The sequence below is a fragment of the Enterococcus sp. DIV0901a genome (assembly GCF_051711525.1).
Taxonomy (GTDB): domain Bacteria; phylum Bacillota; class Bacilli; order Lactobacillales; family Enterococcaceae; genus Enterococcus_B; species Enterococcus_B faecium.
Genome location: NZ_JBIOMW010000001.1, coordinates 1,358,976 through 1,376,006, shown reverse-complemented (window position 1 = coordinate 1,376,006; position 17,031 = coordinate 1,358,976). Strand labels below are relative to the sequence as shown.

The 17,031-nt window shown below is 37.0% G+C and carries 13 protein-coding genes; 3 read left to right on the top strand and 10 right to left on the bottom strand.

The window, feature by feature from the left end; all coding sequences use genetic code 11:
* Positions 1 to 525: 525 nt before the first annotated feature.
* The gene (locus tag IGL70_RS06560) at positions 526 to 1,470 is read right to left on the bottom strand and encodes an L-lactate dehydrogenase (RefSeq protein WP_002289717.1); all 945 of its coding nucleotides are present in this window, start codon (positions 1,468 to 1,470) and stop codon (positions 526 to 528) included.
* A gap of 295 nt (positions 1,471 to 1,765) precedes the next feature.
* Positions 1,766 to 2,710 carry an AraC family transcriptional regulator gene (locus IGL70_RS06555; RefSeq protein WP_002296705.1) on the bottom strand — a complete coding sequence of 315 codons (945 nt, stop codon included), beginning with the start codon at positions 2,708 to 2,710 and terminating at the stop codon, positions 1,766 to 1,768.
* Positions 2,711 to 2,929: 219 nt separating this feature from the next.
* Between IGL70_RS06555 and IGL70_RS06550 the strand changes: the two genes are divergently transcribed.
* Entirely contained in the window at positions 2,930 to 4,144 is a 1,215-nt protein-coding gene (locus IGL70_RS06550) for an MFS transporter (RefSeq protein WP_002320890.1), read from the top strand.
* A 21-nt stretch (positions 4,145 to 4,165) separates the two neighbouring features.
* A complete protein-coding gene (locus tag IGL70_RS06545) occupies positions 4,166 to 6,181 on the top strand; it encodes an alpha-L-rhamnosidase (RefSeq protein ID WP_002286037.1) in 2,016 nt (671 codons plus the stop codon).
* 82 nt (positions 6,182 to 6,263) lie between these two features.
* Here IGL70_RS06545 and IGL70_RS06540 read toward each other — a convergent pair whose 3' ends face one another.
* The 5 genes from IGL70_RS06540 to IGL70_RS06520 form a co-directional block, all read right to left on the bottom strand.
* Entirely contained in the window at positions 6,264 to 7,637 is a 1,374-nt protein-coding gene (locus tag IGL70_RS06540; protein WP_002286041.1) for a PTS ascorbate transporter subunit IIC, read from the bottom strand.
* A 25-nt stretch (positions 7,638 to 7,662) separates the two neighbouring features.
* Positions 7,663 to 7,947, bottom strand: coding sequence for a PTS sugar transporter subunit IIB (locus tag IGL70_RS06535; RefSeq protein ID WP_002286047.1), 285 nt, complete (start codon positions 7,945 to 7,947; stop codon positions 7,663 to 7,665).
* A 1-nt stretch (position 7,948) separates the two neighbouring features.
* Positions 7,949 to 9,964, bottom strand: a complete 2,016-nt coding sequence (locus IGL70_RS06530) for a BglG family transcription antiterminator (RefSeq protein WP_080497166.1) — start codon at positions 9,962 to 9,964, stop codon at positions 7,949 to 7,951.
* Between the two features lie 178 nt (positions 9,965 to 10,142).
* The gene (locus tag IGL70_RS06525; RefSeq protein ID WP_002286049.1) at positions 10,143 to 10,448 is read right to left on the bottom strand and encodes a hypothetical protein; all 306 of its coding nucleotides are present in this window, start codon (positions 10,446 to 10,448) and stop codon (positions 10,143 to 10,145) included.
* A gap of 88 nt (positions 10,449 to 10,536) precedes the next feature.
* On the bottom strand, positions 10,537 to 11,568 hold the full coding sequence (locus IGL70_RS06520; protein WP_002286050.1) for a Gfo/Idh/MocA family oxidoreductase: 1,032 nt from the start codon (positions 11,566 to 11,568) through the stop codon (positions 10,537 to 10,539).
* Positions 11,569 to 11,774: 206 nt separating this feature from the next.
* On the opposite strand from IGL70_RS06520, the gene IGL70_RS06515 reads away from it, so the two are divergent.
* Positions 11,775 to 12,650, top strand: a complete 876-nt coding sequence (locus IGL70_RS06515; protein ID WP_002295882.1) for a MurR/RpiR family transcriptional regulator — start codon at positions 11,775 to 11,777, stop codon at positions 12,648 to 12,650.
* A gap of 151 nt (positions 12,651 to 12,801) precedes the next feature.
* Here the strand turns inward: IGL70_RS06515 and IGL70_RS06510 are convergent, their stop codons facing one another.
* The 3 genes from IGL70_RS06510 to IGL70_RS06500 all read right to left on the bottom strand — a co-directional run bounded on the left by IGL70_RS06510 (position 12,802) and on the right by IGL70_RS06500 (position 17,031).
* Positions 12,802 to 13,644 (bottom strand): class C sortase, encoded by an 843-nt coding sequence (locus tag IGL70_RS06510; RefSeq protein ID WP_104873672.1) that lies wholly within the window; start codon positions 13,642 to 13,644, stop codon positions 12,802 to 12,804.
* A gap of 91 nt (positions 13,645 to 13,735) precedes the next feature.
* On the bottom strand, positions 13,736 to 15,613 hold the full coding sequence (locus IGL70_RS06505) for a SpaH/EbpB family LPXTG-anchored major pilin (protein ID WP_104873673.1): 1,878 nt from the start codon (positions 15,611 to 15,613) through the stop codon (positions 13,736 to 13,738).
* Entirely contained in the window at positions 15,610 to 17,031 is a 1,422-nt protein-coding gene (locus IGL70_RS06500) for a SpaH/EbpB family LPXTG-anchored major pilin (protein WP_104873674.1), read from the bottom strand. The genes IGL70_RS06505 and IGL70_RS06500 overlap by 4 nt, the downstream gene beginning before the upstream one ends.

Below are 17,031 nucleotides of genomic sequence, written 5' to 3'. Positions count from 1 at the left end.
GGAATACAAAAGAGTGGATAGTAGGAAATAGTGGTTTAGAACTAGTGGACTGGTTTTTTATATATTTTAGTTTACATAATGTATATTATACAAAGTAGATTCAAAAAATGATAAACCTCTCTCGAACGGTTTTTTATCAAAAATCGTCATTTTTCCATCAAAATCTGCTTATGCAAAATTATAAAAAAATTTTGCAGTTTTTCTTATTTTTTTGTCGTTTAATTGAATGATAAAAACCAGTTTCTTTATTCAGTTAATCAAATATGAACGAATTAGATATGAATCATTGTATTTGCCGTTGCGGAAGGATTTTTTAATTAACCACAGATAAACATTGATAACGATTCGCTTATTGTAATCAACAGATTAAATTTCATATGTTCATATGTACGGATACATTTTTGGACCGATTAATTTTAACCATTCTGTTTATTTGCTTACCTATTAGATATCAATAAAAAACTGCTTAACAGCTATTTCAGCTGTTAAGCAGTTTTAGGATTTTTAGTTCATATTCATTGTTTCTTATAATACAGTGTTCAATACTTCTCTTAAAGCACTTGTTGATTTGCTGAACATTGCTTTTTCTTCTTCGTTGATTGATAATTCAACAACTTCACGAACACCATTTTCGTCAACGATTGATGGCACACCTGTAAAGATATCTTTTTCGTCGTATTCACCAGTTAAATAAGCAGATACAGGCAATACAGCTTGTTCGTTATTCAAGATAGCTTTTACGATACGTGCAGTACTCATACCAATACCATAGTAAGTTGCTTTTTTACGATCAATGATCTCATAAGCAGCATTACGGACTTTATCAGCAATCACATCTAATTCATCTTGGGCAATACGATGGTCTTTTTCTACAATTTCAAACACTGGTTTACCACCGACAGTTGTATGTGACCATGCAGCAACTTCTGAATCACCATGTTCACCTAAGATATAGCCGTGGACGCTGCGTGGGTCAACTTTTAATTTCAATGCGATTTCTTTACGGAAACGAGTTGTATCCAATGTTGTTCCAGTACCGATAACACGTGATGTTGGCAGACCAGATTCGTTCCAAGCGATATATGTCAAAATATCTACTGGGTTTGAAGCAACAACGATAATACCGTCGAATCCTGATCCCATGATTTCTTTTACGATTTGGCGCATGATTGACGCATTTGTTTTAACTAAATCTAAACGAGATTGACCAGGTTTTTGGTTGATACCAGCTGTGATAACAACGATATCAGCATCTTTACATTCTTCATAGCCACCTGACCATACAGCCACATTTTCATCGCCCCAAGCCATACCATCTAAAAGGTCCAATGCTTCCCCTTCTGCTTTTTCTTGATTCACATCGATCAATACTAATTCATTAGAGATTCCTTGGTTGATCATTGCATAAGCGATACTTGTTCCAACAAAACCTGTACCGACGATTACTACTTTACGACTTGTTTTTTTCATGAATAAACAGCTCCTTTTCATAACTATTTGTTACTTTCATGAAAAGTATAGTCTTGTTTATTCATTTTATCAACATGTTAATTATAATAGTTGTTATTATAATTTTTGATGGAAACGAATTCCTGAATACGCATAACAGATAAATGACAAATGTTTACACCTATATCCCCTGATAATACAACCAAAAGTTTAGAACTGAAAATAAATCCAAAAAAATTCGCTGCAACGATATAATAAGACAGCAATCGCACCTAAAACAATTTTCCTTCATATACTTTAGTGAAAGATTTTCTTCTTAATGTTTGTTTCTCCATTCATTGGGAGTACATGTTGAATACTTTTTGAATAATTTGAATAAAGAAGTCGTTTGTTTATATCCGATACGATTAGCGATTTCTTCCAACGAAAAACTCGTTTCTTGAATCAATTCCAACGCAAAGTCGAATTTTTTCTTTAGAACCAGTTCTTGAAAGGAAGCATCAAAATACATTTTCAATTTATTACTAAGATAGACCGGATTGTAGCCAAAATGAGCTGCTGTTTCTTTTAACGTACAAGAAGTAAAATGCTTATCGATATAATCTAATACTCTAAGCATCTCATTTTCTGCGCATCCATCTGCTGATGAAAAGCTTTGTTGTTCTAATAAATGAGTCAATTCGATCAGTAATAGTGATGTATAGAGATTTAACGAACGGATCTTATGACTGTATGTATCAAAATAAATCAACAGCATATTTTCAATCAAATGCGTCAAACGACTTGTTTTTCCGCCGCGAAAATGAATGAATTGTGTATGTTCCCCTTTTTCTTTTGATGCATTGATCAAAAAAGAAGAAAGTAGATTATTTGTGCTTGCCAAATGATTCAATATCTCTGTAGATAAGGTTTCTTCTTTTAATAAGATGTTGATTAAAATATCCTCTTGCCCTGTGTATTCGATTCTTTGAGTAGCTTCTTTATCAATGATCACCACATCACTTTCTTCCATCTCTATCCTTTCTCCATTGATAATTTGTAAACATGTACCGCTATACATATAATTGATTTCAACAAAATCATGTGTATGCTCGGGAACTTCCGCATATCGACGGTGTTTACTGATATGAATATTTCCCTGTTGAAATAGATCCCCTCGGTGGATTTTTGGCGGTGTCTGAAGATGGTAAGCTAAGTTTAAATCATTGATATTCATTCCTTGTTCACGCTGCAGAGTTTCGATTGATTCTTCGTTACGCAAAAAAATGTCTAATTCAGCTAGTTCCAATTGACTCCCTCCTTTTTGTAAGTGGTTTCTTTCGCTTATTAGTTTACGCTGTACTGCTATTATATGCAAAGCTATTTTTGGTTTCATAAAGACTTTCTATGGTTGGGACATGAACTTCCTGTGATTCCGCTATTGAGAGAATAACCACTTCATACTATATTTTTGATAAGCGCTTACAAAAATGAAAGGAACATGCTTATGAATAAAAAGATGATGAAATTTTCTCTGCTGTCAGTCTCTCTTATTCTGACTTCTGCTGGTGCAGTCACGTCTGCAATTCCCAGTATGTCAGCTACTTATGCCACGCGTTCTTTATCTGCTGTTGAATTATTAACGACTGCTCCCTCTTTTATGGTCACTATTTTTGTTTTGATTAGTAGTTTTATTGCTAGGAAAATCGGACAAAAACAAACTGTGATCATCGGATTAGTGATTGCATCGATTTGTGGTATCCTCCCCCTCTTCTCACAAAGTTACAGTATTGTCTTAGCTTCAAGAGCTGGACTAGGTATTGGCTTTGGATTGATCAATTCTTTGGCAGTCAGCATGATTGCTGCCTTTTATCACGGAGATGAACGAGCCTCTATGATTGGTTTTCAAAGTGCATTTCAAGGATTTGGTGCAGCTTTAATGACATTTGTTGCAGGACAGCTAGTACAGTTCGGTTGGCAATATACCTTTTTAGTCTACGCCATCAGCTTACCTATTCTTGTCTTGTTTGTTTTGTTTGTTCCTACACCTGAAACAACTGAACTTCAATCACATGGCACAGCCCCAACAAGACAAGTAATCAAAACGAATCCTAAAATGATTAGTTATGGTATTTTTCTCTTGCTGGTCATCGTGGTATATAATGCTGTATCGATTAAATTAGCCACAGTCCTGACGACTTATTCTCTAGGAAACGAAACTAATGCAGCGAATATCTTAACAATCATGCAATTGGCAAGTATGGCTGCCGGAGTTTGTTTTGGCTGGCTTCAGACAAAAGCACATCGCTATATGCTTACACTTTCTTTACTACTGATGGGAATCGGCTTTGTATTGATTGCCACTGTGATAAACCTGTATGTGATTGGGTTTGGTGCGATCCTAACAGGAATTTCTTTTTCGTTATTCATTCCTTACTTATTCAACCAAGTAAGTATCCAAGCGCCCAAGTACGCGGAGAGTTTCAATACTTCAATCTTATTGGTTGGCGCTAATTTAGGTACTTTCATTGCACCATATGGTTTGCTCTTTCTCTCTTTTGCTTCTCTTGGGAGTAAAACACTTGCTGTTTTCGTCAATGGCAGTATCTTGCTGTTGATTAGCGCGCTTATTAGCCTTCTAGTAGTACACAGGACGAATAGAAAGACAGTGATAAGAGTAGATGAAGAAATAAAAGAACAATTGACAACAAAATAAATTTGATGGAGGTCGTGTAAAATGACAAATGAAAAACATAAAGATAGATGGCTTTGGTATCCTGGAGACTTTGAGATCCGCCATGGACTGCTACAAAATTTCCAACGGGAAGAACGAGGTTTTGACTGGCCAGCGTACTGGTACATGGATGATTGCCATCGGAACGTCAAGTTTAAGAGATATTACTTTCTTGATCAACCTTCCATGTTTAAAGTGACGATCCAAGGAGTTGGGTATGTAGAAATTAATGGACAAAAACATCCATGTGGAAAATGGCTGACTTGTCCAGCTGGTAAAGCAAAAATTCGTATCTTTGTAGGACATACATCAGGGCTACCAGCGATGTTTATCGAGGGAGACGAAGTAAAATCAGATATTGGCTGGACAGCAAGTAATTTTATTGAAGAATATCCAGCTGGCTGGAGTCCGCTTTATGTCGATATCGCAAAAGACCCAAATCAAATCTATTATCAAAAAGAATGCGTCCATCCAGTCACTGAAACGGAGATTGGCGGAGGAATCTTATTCGATTTTGGGCGAGCAGTGAATGGCTGTGTAGAACTAATATCTCTGGATGACCACATCGAATCTATCACTCTATGTTATGGAGAGTCCGATGTAGAAGCTATGGATATCGATTATTGCTACTATAAGCAAATAGGAATGACAAGAAAAATGAAAGCTCGTAAACGCGCTTTTCGTTATTTGTTTATACCAGAGGTTTCTACTGGAATGGTTCAACTTCAAGTTTTTCATGAATTTTTATCTCTTTCGAAACAAGCTGCTTTTTCAAGCGATTCTTCTTTACTGAATCAGATCTGGTCAGTATCAGAAGAAACCTTCAAGTTATGTAGTGATTTGTTTTTTATCGACGGTATCAAACGAGATCGCTGGATTTGGTCTGGAGATGCGTATCAATCATTCATGATCAATCAATATCTTTTTTTTGACGAGGAAATCAATAAACGAACGATATTAGCATTAAGAGGACAAAATGAAATCAAGCAGCATATGAATACTATCGTTGACTATTCGATCTTGTGGTTGATTGGTATCGAAAACCACTATATGATGACGAAAGACTATGAATTTTTACGCATCGTCTACCCTAAGATGCAATCATTAATGAGATACTTGATGGAGCAAACGAATGAATTAGGGTTTATTTATGGGAGAGCAAAAGATTGGATATTTATTGATTGGTCTGAAATGGATAAAGAAGGAACGCTTGCTGCAGAACAAGTCTTATTACTGAAAGCCTATCATTCCATGATCACTTGCGGAGATATCTTAGCTGAAACATATGGAGAGAACGAAAATTATCATACTCATCTCTATCAAGAAAAATATCAACTATTGAAACAAAACCTATTTGACTACTTTTGGGATGAAGAACTTGGCGCTTTTATCGATTGCTATGAATCTGGGAGAAGAAATGTGACGCGTCATGCGAATATTTTCGCTGTTTTATTCGATTTTGCTAACAAAGACCAACAGCAATCGATCTTAAAGAATGTCTTATTGAATGACACTATCACACAGATTACTACTCCATATTTCAAATTCTATGAACAAGATGCTTTATGCAAACTCGGACAGACGAATATCGTCTACCAAACGATTCTTGATTATTGGGGAGGGATGTTATCTCATGATGCGGTAACTTTCTGGGAAGAATACGACCCTACTCAAACAGGAAATGAAAAGTACAGTATGTATGGAGATCCTTATGGAAAAAGCTTATGCCATGCATGGGGAGCAAGCCCAATCTATCTTTTAGGACGCTATTTTATCGGTTTGTATCCAACAAAGCCAGGTTATGAAGAATTTATGATACAACCTAATCTAGATTCATTTGAAACACTGAATTGTACGCTACCTATCAAAGATGGAAAGATTTCGCTTGAAAAAACAAAAGATAAGATCGTGATTACTTCTGATAGAACAGGCGGAACAGTGAAAATGAATGGTAAAAGTTATCCTCTTCTAGCAAAACAGCCACTTGTCTTAACAAGCTATTCAAAAATAAATGCATAAAACAAAAAACTGCTTGCGACATATCAGAAGACTTTAAATCTTCTTCTGATATTGTCCAAGCAATTTTTATTTTGAAGTTTGCTTAATTCTGTTCTTTAGAAACAATGTTTGTTCTTTTTCCGGCAAAAAGAAAGCTAGATAATACGACAAGTAAAAAGAAAGCGATGATTCCAACTGTCAAGGCTATTTGACCATATTCTCCTAGTTTCCCAAGTACAAGTCCTGGTACTAGATAATCAGTATCGGCAAATGTAGAAGAAGCGATTTTAAGATCTCCTAATACTGGAAGGATAAATAATGGCAGCCAACTAATCAATAAGCTATTGAAAGCAGAACCTAATACCGCCCCTCTTCTACCGCCAGTCGAGTTGCCGAAGACACCAGAAGCAGCTCCGCAGAAGAAATGTCCTACTACCCCAGGAATGATAACTGTAGTTTGCAAGCCTATCATAGCAAACATGGATAGTGTTCCTACAAAGAAGCTAACAAAAAAGCCAATTAATACAGCATTAGGTGCATATGGAAAAACGATAGGAACATCTAATGCTGGTTTAGAATCGGGTACGAGTTTTTTAGCAATCCCTTGGAATGCTGGAACGATTTCTGCCAACACCATTCGAACCCCTTGAAGGACGATAACAAACCCAGCTGTGAATGTTCCAGCTTGGATCAGTGCAAAGATTACAGCGTTGTCTCCATTGCTTAGTTCTCTTTCAACAAATCCAGGACCAGCTAACAAAGCAAGTGCGACATATACGATCGACATCAAGAGCATGATCGATACAGTAGAATCTCGCAAAAAGCTGAAACTTTTAGGAATCTTTATGTCCTCTGTAGAACGGTCTTTGTTTCCAAAAAACTTTCCGATCCATCCACTAGAAGCATAACCGATATTTCCGGTATGCCCTAACGCAACTTGATTGTTTCCAGTGATGTTCTTCATAAACGGTTGACAAAGAGCAGGCGTAATAGTTAATAGTGTTCCTTCGAAGACCCCGCCTAATAAGATCATCCACAAATTTGCAGTAAACCCCGCGCTTACTAAAATGACTGCTGTTAGACAAGAAACATAAAGCATTGCTTGACCTGTAAGAAAAATGAATTTATATCTTGTGAATCTAGCAAGTAAAATATTCACGATCATCCCTACTAGCATGATCAAAGCAGTAGGTGTACCGTATTGTTGCAAAGCAATCGCCACTACTGCTTCATTGCTAGGAACTACTCCTTGAGTATGCAGAGCTGTTTGGAACATCGAAGCAAAAGGGGTTAGTGAATTACTGATTAAACCAGCACCGCCGATCAGTACTAGGAATCCGACAAATGTTTTGATAGTTCCTTGGATCACTTCTGAAAATTTCTTCTTCTGAAGAACGAGACCAAGCAGTGCAATCAAAGAAACGAGGATGGAGGGCTGACTGACGATTGACACAAACAAATTCAACAATTTATCCATTGATAGTTCCTCCCTTGAATCATTTTTATTCTTTTGACAAGATCTTCGTTACTTTTTCTTTTACTTCTTCGCTGTCAATGATCGATTGCAAAGGTACGAGCTTTTCATCAGGTATAGAAGTTAGCGTATCTTTCAAAGAATGCTCAATGAAGAAATAATCAGCCATATCGCTAGATACACTTCCAACATCCGTATGACTTACTTCAAACTCGTCCACATCTGCTCCAAGATCTGCAAGTGCTTGTTTGATGTTCATCTCTACCATAAAACTTGTTCCTAATCCACTTTGACATACTGCAAAAATTTTCATATCATTCGTCTCCTTTTCTTATGATCGCTAATATTTCTTCTTTTGTTGATGCGTGTAATAAATCTTGAAGATTTTGTTTATTAGAAAGTAGCTTTGTTAAATTTGCCAAAGCCCGAAGATGTGCCTCATTATCGATAGCAGCTAAACAGATGAACAAACTAATGGGATGGGCTGGATTATCAAGCAGATCCACAGGTTGTTGAAGTTTCAGCAAAGACATCCCTACTTCGTTTACGCCATCTTCTGGACGAGCATGAGGTAATGCGATGTGATCGCCAATATGGATAAACGCACCATACTGCTCCACGCGCTCGATCATAGCTTTGATATAACTTTCTTCTATTTTATTTTCTGATAATAGCGGCTGTGCGGCAAATGTGATTGCTTCTTGCCAGTTTTTTTGTTGATCCGATAATTGGATCATTTCTTCTGTTAATAATTCAGATAGCATAGGACGTTGATCCTCCTTCTTTTCTAAAAGTTTGTTCATTTTACGATTTAATACTTGATAGAGCTTTTCTTCGTCTACGCCTTCTTTTAATTCGATATAAGGCAGTAGCGCCGACAACAATTCTTGGGCAGAAGGCATTGAAAATCCTGGTATCAGCCAATCTCTTTGTACTTGATTGATCAGCTGATTTTTTTCCAAGTCAGTCATGATTGGATGCAGAACATAGAGAGACTTTTTCTTATCAGTAAGTGTGAGAGGTACAGTAGAAAAAATAATATCGTAAGAAGTTTCGTCAACCTCGTGTAAGCGGTCAGCTGAATTAGTCTCTGTAAAAAAGATCATCGGGAATAATTGCTGAAGTTCACTTTTTAAGATCAATGAAGAGCTAATGCCACTTGGACAGACGATCACGGCTCTTATTTTTCTATTTCTTTCTTCTGCGTCCGCTTTTCTGATCTCTCCGCCAAATAGTATAGTGAAAAAACCAATCTCTTCTTCAGGGATGCTCTTCCCTATTCGTCTTTCTAACGGAAGTAATGCTTTTCTTGTCATTTCGTAGATGGAAGCATATTGATGCTTAATTTGATCGATCATCACATTAGGTAAATAAAAAGAATAGGAAATACGAAAATAGGCAGGGACCAAGTGATAAAAGACATTCATCAATAATTCACGAAACGAAGCAAATTCTACGGCCATCAGGAATTCCATGCGATGGATGACTTCTGAAGAACATTCCAGCAAAAAATCAAGTGCAGGCTCCTGGACATCTCCTTCAACGATCGATGCTAAGCAAAGAGAGAAAAATATAATCTCCGAATTTTGATGTTCGGAATAGCCAAGGCCAGTCAATACTTGTCGACTAATGTCAGTGACTGCAAGAGAAGCCAACAGTTCAGCATCTTTTACCAGTTCCATGGATGTTTTTCCAATTCGAATGGTTGTCAAACTCAAATAATAAGCTAATTCATCCATTCGATTTGGTGCGAATCGAAGATCTGATAGTGAAATCGTTTTATCTAGCAAATCTCTAACTTTGGCGTAATAATCAATGGAAAGGGTTGCGGTTAAATACGTGAGCCCAAATCTTCCAGCAAGTGACTGCATCAAACGAGCAGTGCGATTTTTTGCTTCTCTTCTTAATATTGCTTCTGACCCTAGCAGCCTAAAACCAGTTTTCCTAGTATACGACAGCTGACAATCTTCCACTTCTAATTCATTTCTTATCTTTTTGATATCTGACAGGACTGTCCCTTTAGAAACCTGAAGAAAATCTTGAAAATGAAAAACAGAAACAGACGTTGCAGTCGAATAAACCATCAAATAAAGAAGATCTCTTCGCTCTTGTTCGGTATACACAGCTTCAAATCGAGTAATATCCAAAAATTTTTCTGCCCAGTCGATTGCTCGGAATTTCTTTATACGGATACGGGTATCATCCACATATTCGGCAAAAGGAGTTAATTGTTTGATCGCCTCGCTTGTATTTACTTCGATGATCTCTGCTGCTTTTTCTAGACTGATTTCTCTTGGTGTTTTCAGGAGATAACTAATTTTGTAGTTCACAGCGCTGTTCACCTCCTACTTATATTCTAGTATGGTAGCGCTTTTAAATCGAGGGGTGTTTGGTACAACTTACAGTTGGATTTTTTTTACGACTGTACCGAACGATTTCTATCGAATGGATACAGAAAAAAAGCAGGTGACCAAATGTCTCCTGCTTTTATGAATTGATTTCGTCCGATCAATGATGATCATGTTTATTTTTTGAGGTCAGTTCTTCAAATTTTTCTTTGACATCTTCAACCGCTTTTTCGATATCTTTTTCAAAGTGATTGGGCTCATTAGGCTTTGTTTCCTCTTCTACAGAATTTGAACCAGATAAAGCTGTTTCTTTATTTTCTGTTTCACCAGAGTTTGTGCCAGCTAATGATTCTTCTTTGTCTTCTGTTTCACCAGAATTAGTTCCTGCTAAAGCCACTTCTTCTTCTGTTTTAGGGGCCATTGAACCTCTTAATCGTTTGTGTTTTTCACCGTCATAATTTGTCATGTTGGTTCCTCCTAGTAGTTCTATACTTTTTCATCGTACAATAAGACAGTTTATGCGTCAAAAAACAAACCCGATTCTTACAAATATGTCATATTTTTCCTTCTGATTCTTGAATGCTTTTGATTCCTTCTTCCAAAATTTTCATTTGTAAGATTGTTTCTTCATCTTTGATGACTTTTTCTGCGCCATTAACTAATGTCTCGTAAATCCCTTCGTAGACACGGCTGTAATCACCAACCTCGGAAATTACTTTTTCTTCATGATAACTCCCTTGTTCATCTATATAGGTCAATACACCATAATGTTCGGGCAAATCGATACCAAAGTCTTCATGATCAGGCATGTAAAACATTTTCAGATGTTCTTCTTGTCGATCTTTTGTTTGTTTCACGAACATCCCTTTTTTTCCGTAAACGACGAAACTTGGTCGTTCTTTGATGCGGAAATAACTGGATTTTATCGAAATTTTCATATTTCCATAGAAAAAATCCAGATCGAAGTAATCATTCATTCGTCCTTTCCCTAAAAGTTGACGTACATCATAGCTGATATCATCTGGTTCGCCGAAATAAGAAAGAACTTGATCTACTGTATGACAAGCATGTCCATATAAATAGCTGTTCGCAGTAGAAAATTCATGCGTATTTTCTGGTACTTCCGGTCTGAAATAATCATAATGCATTTCTACTTCTAAAATATCCCCTAATTTTCCGCTTTCGATTACTTTTTGGACTGTCAAGAAGTCAGAATCGAACCGTCTGTTTTGGTAACATTGGATAAATAGCCCTTTTTCTTTTGCTAATGCAAATAACTCTTCTGCTTCCTTTGACGTTTCTGCAAAAGGTTTCTCTACTAGTACATTCTTACCATGTTCGAGTGCCATTTTTCCATATTCATAATGAAATTGACTAGGTGTAGTGATGACAACTAATTGGATCTCAGGATCATCCCAAAGATCAGACAGCTGATCAGTATATTCGATGTCTTCGAATGTTTTCCACACTGGTTCAGATGGGGAAAAAATTTTTTTGATATTGATTTTGTTCGTAAGTTTTCTTGAAAAAGGCAAATGATAGCGATTTGTACTCTTTCCATTGCCAAGATAAGCGATTGTAAGCATGAGTGGTGCCTCCTTTTATTGATGTTTTCAGTATATCCTAGAAAAGCGCAGAAAGTATTTATAATAGCTATTCTGGTAAAAAAGTTCAGAAAAACACTTGTTATCATTCGGTTTGGTGAAATTAATGTTCAAAGTAAGGATAAAAATCAAAAAGATAGTAGCGGAACCAAGTGTTTATCAGTAAGATAGAATTTGGAGGTCAGATCATGCTTATTGAAGAAAAACTAACAAAACAAGAGTTGTTTACCACGACAGAGAAACGGATTGCCGATTACATCCGTAGGAATATCGAAGCTGCAGTCTACATGACGATTGAAGAATTAGCAAAAGCTACGTATACTTCCCATTCAGCTATCATTCGTTTATGCAAAAAAATGGGATTCAGCGGATTTAAAGAATTCCGTTTCGAGCTGGGGCGGGAAGTTCATCAATTGATTGCTCAGTTCAATCAAACGATTGATCCTAATTTTCCTTTTTCAAGTGAAGATAGCACTCAGCAAATTGCAAAGAAAATGGCGGATTTATCGATCCAGTCAATAAAAAAAGCACAATTGCAGATTGAACATGAAGATTTAGATCAAATCGGTAAAGTATTGAACAAGGCACAGCGAATCTTTCTTTTTGCAAAAGGTGATTCTCAAATCACGGCAAGGAAATTCCAGAATAAAATGGTCAAGTTGAATAAGTTTTTGATCATGGCTGAAGAATACAGTGATTCTTCTTGGAATGCAGCCAATTTGACTAGCGAGGATTGCGCCATTTTTATTAGCTACAGCGGTCGCATCCATCATTATGAACGAATAATGACCTATTTGAAGCATGTAGAGGCCCCTACCTTGCTGATTACCGGAAATCAGCATTCAGAAATGGCTAAACAGGCTGATATGTGTCTTGTTATATCGCAGGAGGAATATGATTTTGCTAAAGTAGCGACTTTCTCCTCTCAAATTGCCTTCGATTACGTATTAAATACGTTATTCTCAGTGATATATTCTCAAAATTTTGAAGAGAATATCCGCAACTTGAAAAACAAACAAGAATTGATGCAAAAAGGCCTTCTTAAAGAATATCGGAAAACTTAAGAAAAGATCCTCATTTAGTAATAAGAAAGATAGTGTTTGATAGGCTCTCTTTGATATCATCATAAAAACAGGCTGAAGTTTTCTTTTTCAAACTTCAGCCTGTTTGTTTACGGAACGATTCGAATAGATATATTATAGAAATGAGGAATAGCTAACTTCTGTTTCTTATTTTGAACGATTGACGAAAAAGATATATAAGAAGGAGGAAAATCAGTATACATGCAGCTAACAATCCATACAGGAAAAATCGTTTGTTCTCGGATACTTTCTGTACTTCTTTTTGAACTTCTTTTGCATGATAAGGAACCCGGTGCCCTCTGACAAGTAAGCGATGACTGTTGACCATATAAGGTGTACAAGTTAGGAGTGTCACGAAATCCTGCCCTTTTTCGATTCTCAGATCTTTTGTATCAGTCGGTTCTACCGTCTTGATCTGATCGACTTGATAAGCGAGTGTCCGGCCATTGATTTCGATATAGAAAGAATCACTTAAAGTCAGTTTCGGTAAGTCTGTGAACAACTTTGCTTGAGGCAGTCCTCGATGGCTGGAAATAACGGCATGTGTATTTTCTCCCCCCGTAGGATAAGACGTTCCTTCCAATAATGAGGCACCTTTTTCTAGCAGCACAGTATTCGTTTCATCAAAAATTGGCAAATGGACATTGATCTCAGGGATCGTCAAAATACCGATCGTATGTTTCTCAAAATAGGTTCTATCCTTTTTCGCAGGTTCTTTTTTCTTAGTAAAGGGATCTGCACCTGGATTTCCACCTTCTTTTGCTAATTGCTGGTTTTTCTTTGTCATGTTTTCTTGGATTTTAGCCATGACTTCTTCATTTTCTTTGACCGCTTGTTGCTGATAATGAGAGATGATCTGCTGATCCAGATAATTATTCAGCGCGTCGCTAACAAATGGATAAGCTAGTATCCCTATTCCTGAGAGAAGCAAGAAAAGCATCAGCAGATCTAGAAGTTTCCTTTTCTTTGGTTTCATTTGTGTTCTCCTTGTGATGACTGTTTGATAATAAAAGAAAAAGGAGCATTTGCGTAATCCGCTGCTCCTTTTTCCAATTCTTGCAAAAAGACTAAATCTGACTGTGCTTGCGTCTAGCAAAGTACAGTCCAGCAATCAATAGAAGGACTACTCCTGCACCGATATACACATAGATTCCCTTACCGCCTGTTGAAGGAAGTGTACCTTTGTGTTTATTTGGTATTTTTTCAGGAGAAATCAACTGTCCTGCTGTTACATAAGATTGTTCATCGATAGTAAATGCTACACGGTTTGTTAATGGAACATATTTTTCTGGCGCTTTCGTTTCTTCCAGATAGTACGTGCCATATTTTAGACCTGTCACATCGATTAAACCGTTACTTGTGGTTGTAAAAACCGTTGCTGATTCTTTCGCCGATACCCAGCTGACGGCTTTTGTGGATGGGTCGATCGATAAATATTTCGCTGTGTCACTATCTTGATCACGAACGACGAATTCTGCTCCAGCAAGTGTTTGATCTGATGTAACGTCACCATCTACTTTAACAAATCGTTTGCCCCCAGTAACGACATCGACTGACGGTGGTGTTTGATCATTTGTATGCCCGTTATCGACATTTGCTTGGTTAGAAAATCCTTTGGTTGGATCTGCTTTTTCGTTCAAATGCATATAGTAAACGAATTTCAATGTACCGCCAGGAGTTAATGAAGGAATATAATTCGGATCAATTGAAACCGTGAATCCGTTTGTTTGCTCAGTGACAGAATAATTTACTGGGTCGATTTCTTTATTTCCATCATATAAGGCATAAGCATACGTTCCTGAAGAATCATTATCAAATGTTAAAGCAGCGTCATGAGTATCGATAAGTTTGAATGTTGTGTACTTGTTTTGCGTTCCTTCTTTATCAGCGATACCTAATGGGATATTGACAGAAATCTCATATTGAATTTTTTCACCGATTGCGACATCTTTTCCATTCAATTGAGGTGTTGTTTTATCAACTTTAGACGTATCATTTTTGATGGTCTTTTCTACTGGTGTTTGGCTATTTGCCAGGATCTCAAAAGGCGTGATTGTTTGCTTTTCAATCATTTCCGCATTATCAGGAGCTTTTACTTCTTCTAAATTATATTTTCCAACTTCTAAATGATTAACGATCAACTGGCCTTTTTCAATAGATGCCTCGGCAAAGTCATTGTTGCCGATGTCATAAGAATGACCAGTAATGAAATGTTTGGCTTTGGTTTGATCAGTTGTCCAAGTGTACAATCCATCTGTGACACTTTGGATGTATTTTTTGACGCTTGGTGTTCCTTCTTCTTTAGAAATAATAAATTCTGCTCCATTTAGTGCTTCGTTTTCGGCAGTACCGATTTTTGTAACTTTCAACGTTCCATCATTACCGACTGTATTTTTAGGGTAGAGATGGATAGTATCTAGTTCTTCTGTCCCGTATTTATAAGAGCCATCTGCTTGTTTGATCATCTCATATACAGGGAAAGCTAAAACCATGTTTGCGGCAGCTGACACTCCGTCTTTTGGTTCTTCTTTGATCGTGTAGACTGCATCTTTCCCATTTTGTTTTTTAGGTAAAGATAAAGTGACATTTCCATCAGCATCTGTCGTTCCTGAAGTAACTGGTGTACCAGGAGTCAAAGACTGGACTGCTTGTTTTGCTGCATCCACGGACGCTCCTTTATCTCGTTGCGCATAAAATTCTTGAGTGACGTTATAAACTGAAAATGAAATATCGGCTAATCCTTGGTATTGATCGAATTCGCTCATTTCTTTCCCGCTGTTTTGGATTAAAGGATCGGGTAAATCAGTCATTTTCTTTTTATGAAGGATGACTTGAGCTGCTGTCTCCTCTGCAAACACTTTTTTTGCGCCGAAGCTGTTTGTGAGTAATGGTAAAATAAGGAAAAGTACTCCTAACATAACGTTTATTTTTTTATGATTTTTCATTTTTTCACTCCTGTTCTTTTTTTGATAAACAACCAGATTGCAAAGCTTGCGAATACCATACCAACAACGCCTAAAAGTGTATTTTTCGTTTCGTTTGTTTTTGGAAGAAATGGACGGCTATTTTCTTTTTTATTGACTACTTTCAATATACTGTCCGCCTCTTTATCCTCAGAAAGAAAAGTTGAAATGGTAAACGGAATTTCTGTTTCACTTAAAATATAACCAGAAGGTGCTTCGATCTCTTTTAATCGATAACTTCCTGTTTTCAACCCGGAAATTGAAAAAGCGCCATTTTTATCGGAAATCAGGTGAAGCGCATCTGCTTCGTTCTTTGTCCACTTGTATCCGTTGGCTGTTTGCTGGAGGTAATTTCCTGCTTTGTTTTTAATAAGGAATACTGCGCCAGCTAATCGTTTATCTGGTTTATTTGTCTCGATTTTGACAAATTGCTTACTCCCTGTATATACAGAGACTTTCTTTGTACTGATACCAAAACCAAAATCCAGTGTTCCGTTGTTGTTGATTTCCTTGTTCGCCTGTGCTGTACTGCTTAGTTGCATCTGATAAGAAATGGTCAGTTTTTTTCCAGCATATTTTTCCAACGAAGGGATCGAAAATAAAACATCAAATCCGTGAGGTTTCTTGTGTATGACAAAGCCTTCTGTCAGCTTTTCTCCATTCGATGAAATCGTTAAACTATTAGGTAAAAACGTTAATGCTTCATCCGCACTATCTGACAATTCGAACTTTTGATAGTCAAGGATATTTACAGGAATTGTCGTATGCAAGGAATAAGTGATTTTTTCACCAATCGTAAAATCATTTCTAGGCTCTTCTAATACCTTCTCAAAAGGTGGATCAGGGTAGTCGTTTTCTTCATTTTTAGGATACAAATGGATAGTTGAAAGTTTTTGATTGTTTTGTCCATGTACAGGAAGAACAACTACCATATTCTCTGCCTTTTCTTTGACGACTTCTGGTGCTTTGGATTCAATGAAAAGATACGCTTTATCTCTTTTTTCTTGATCTTTAGCGGCCAGAGAAAAAGAAGCGATACCATCTTCGTTGTTAAGAGTTGTAGTTGTTGCTTCTGCGGTAAACGTACCGGAAGACGCACCGTTTTTTGCGATCTCTGTTTGTGCTTCTTCTACCGTTTTGCCCTTTTCCCGTAGATGGTAAAAAGAATCTGTGACATCATAAACTTGGAATGTGACACCATTTAATCCTCGATACGTTTGTAATAACGCTTTTTCTTGTCCGTCATTTGGATGATTTTTCGGCAGTTGCCCGTTTGGGAAAAGCAATTTGTGTAAAGTAATCTGAACCATTTCTGTTTCTGTTTCTGTTGCTGCCTGAGTAAAAGCTGGTTTAAATAGTAACAAGAAGAGACACACACTAAGCCAACCAAGTTTTTTCAT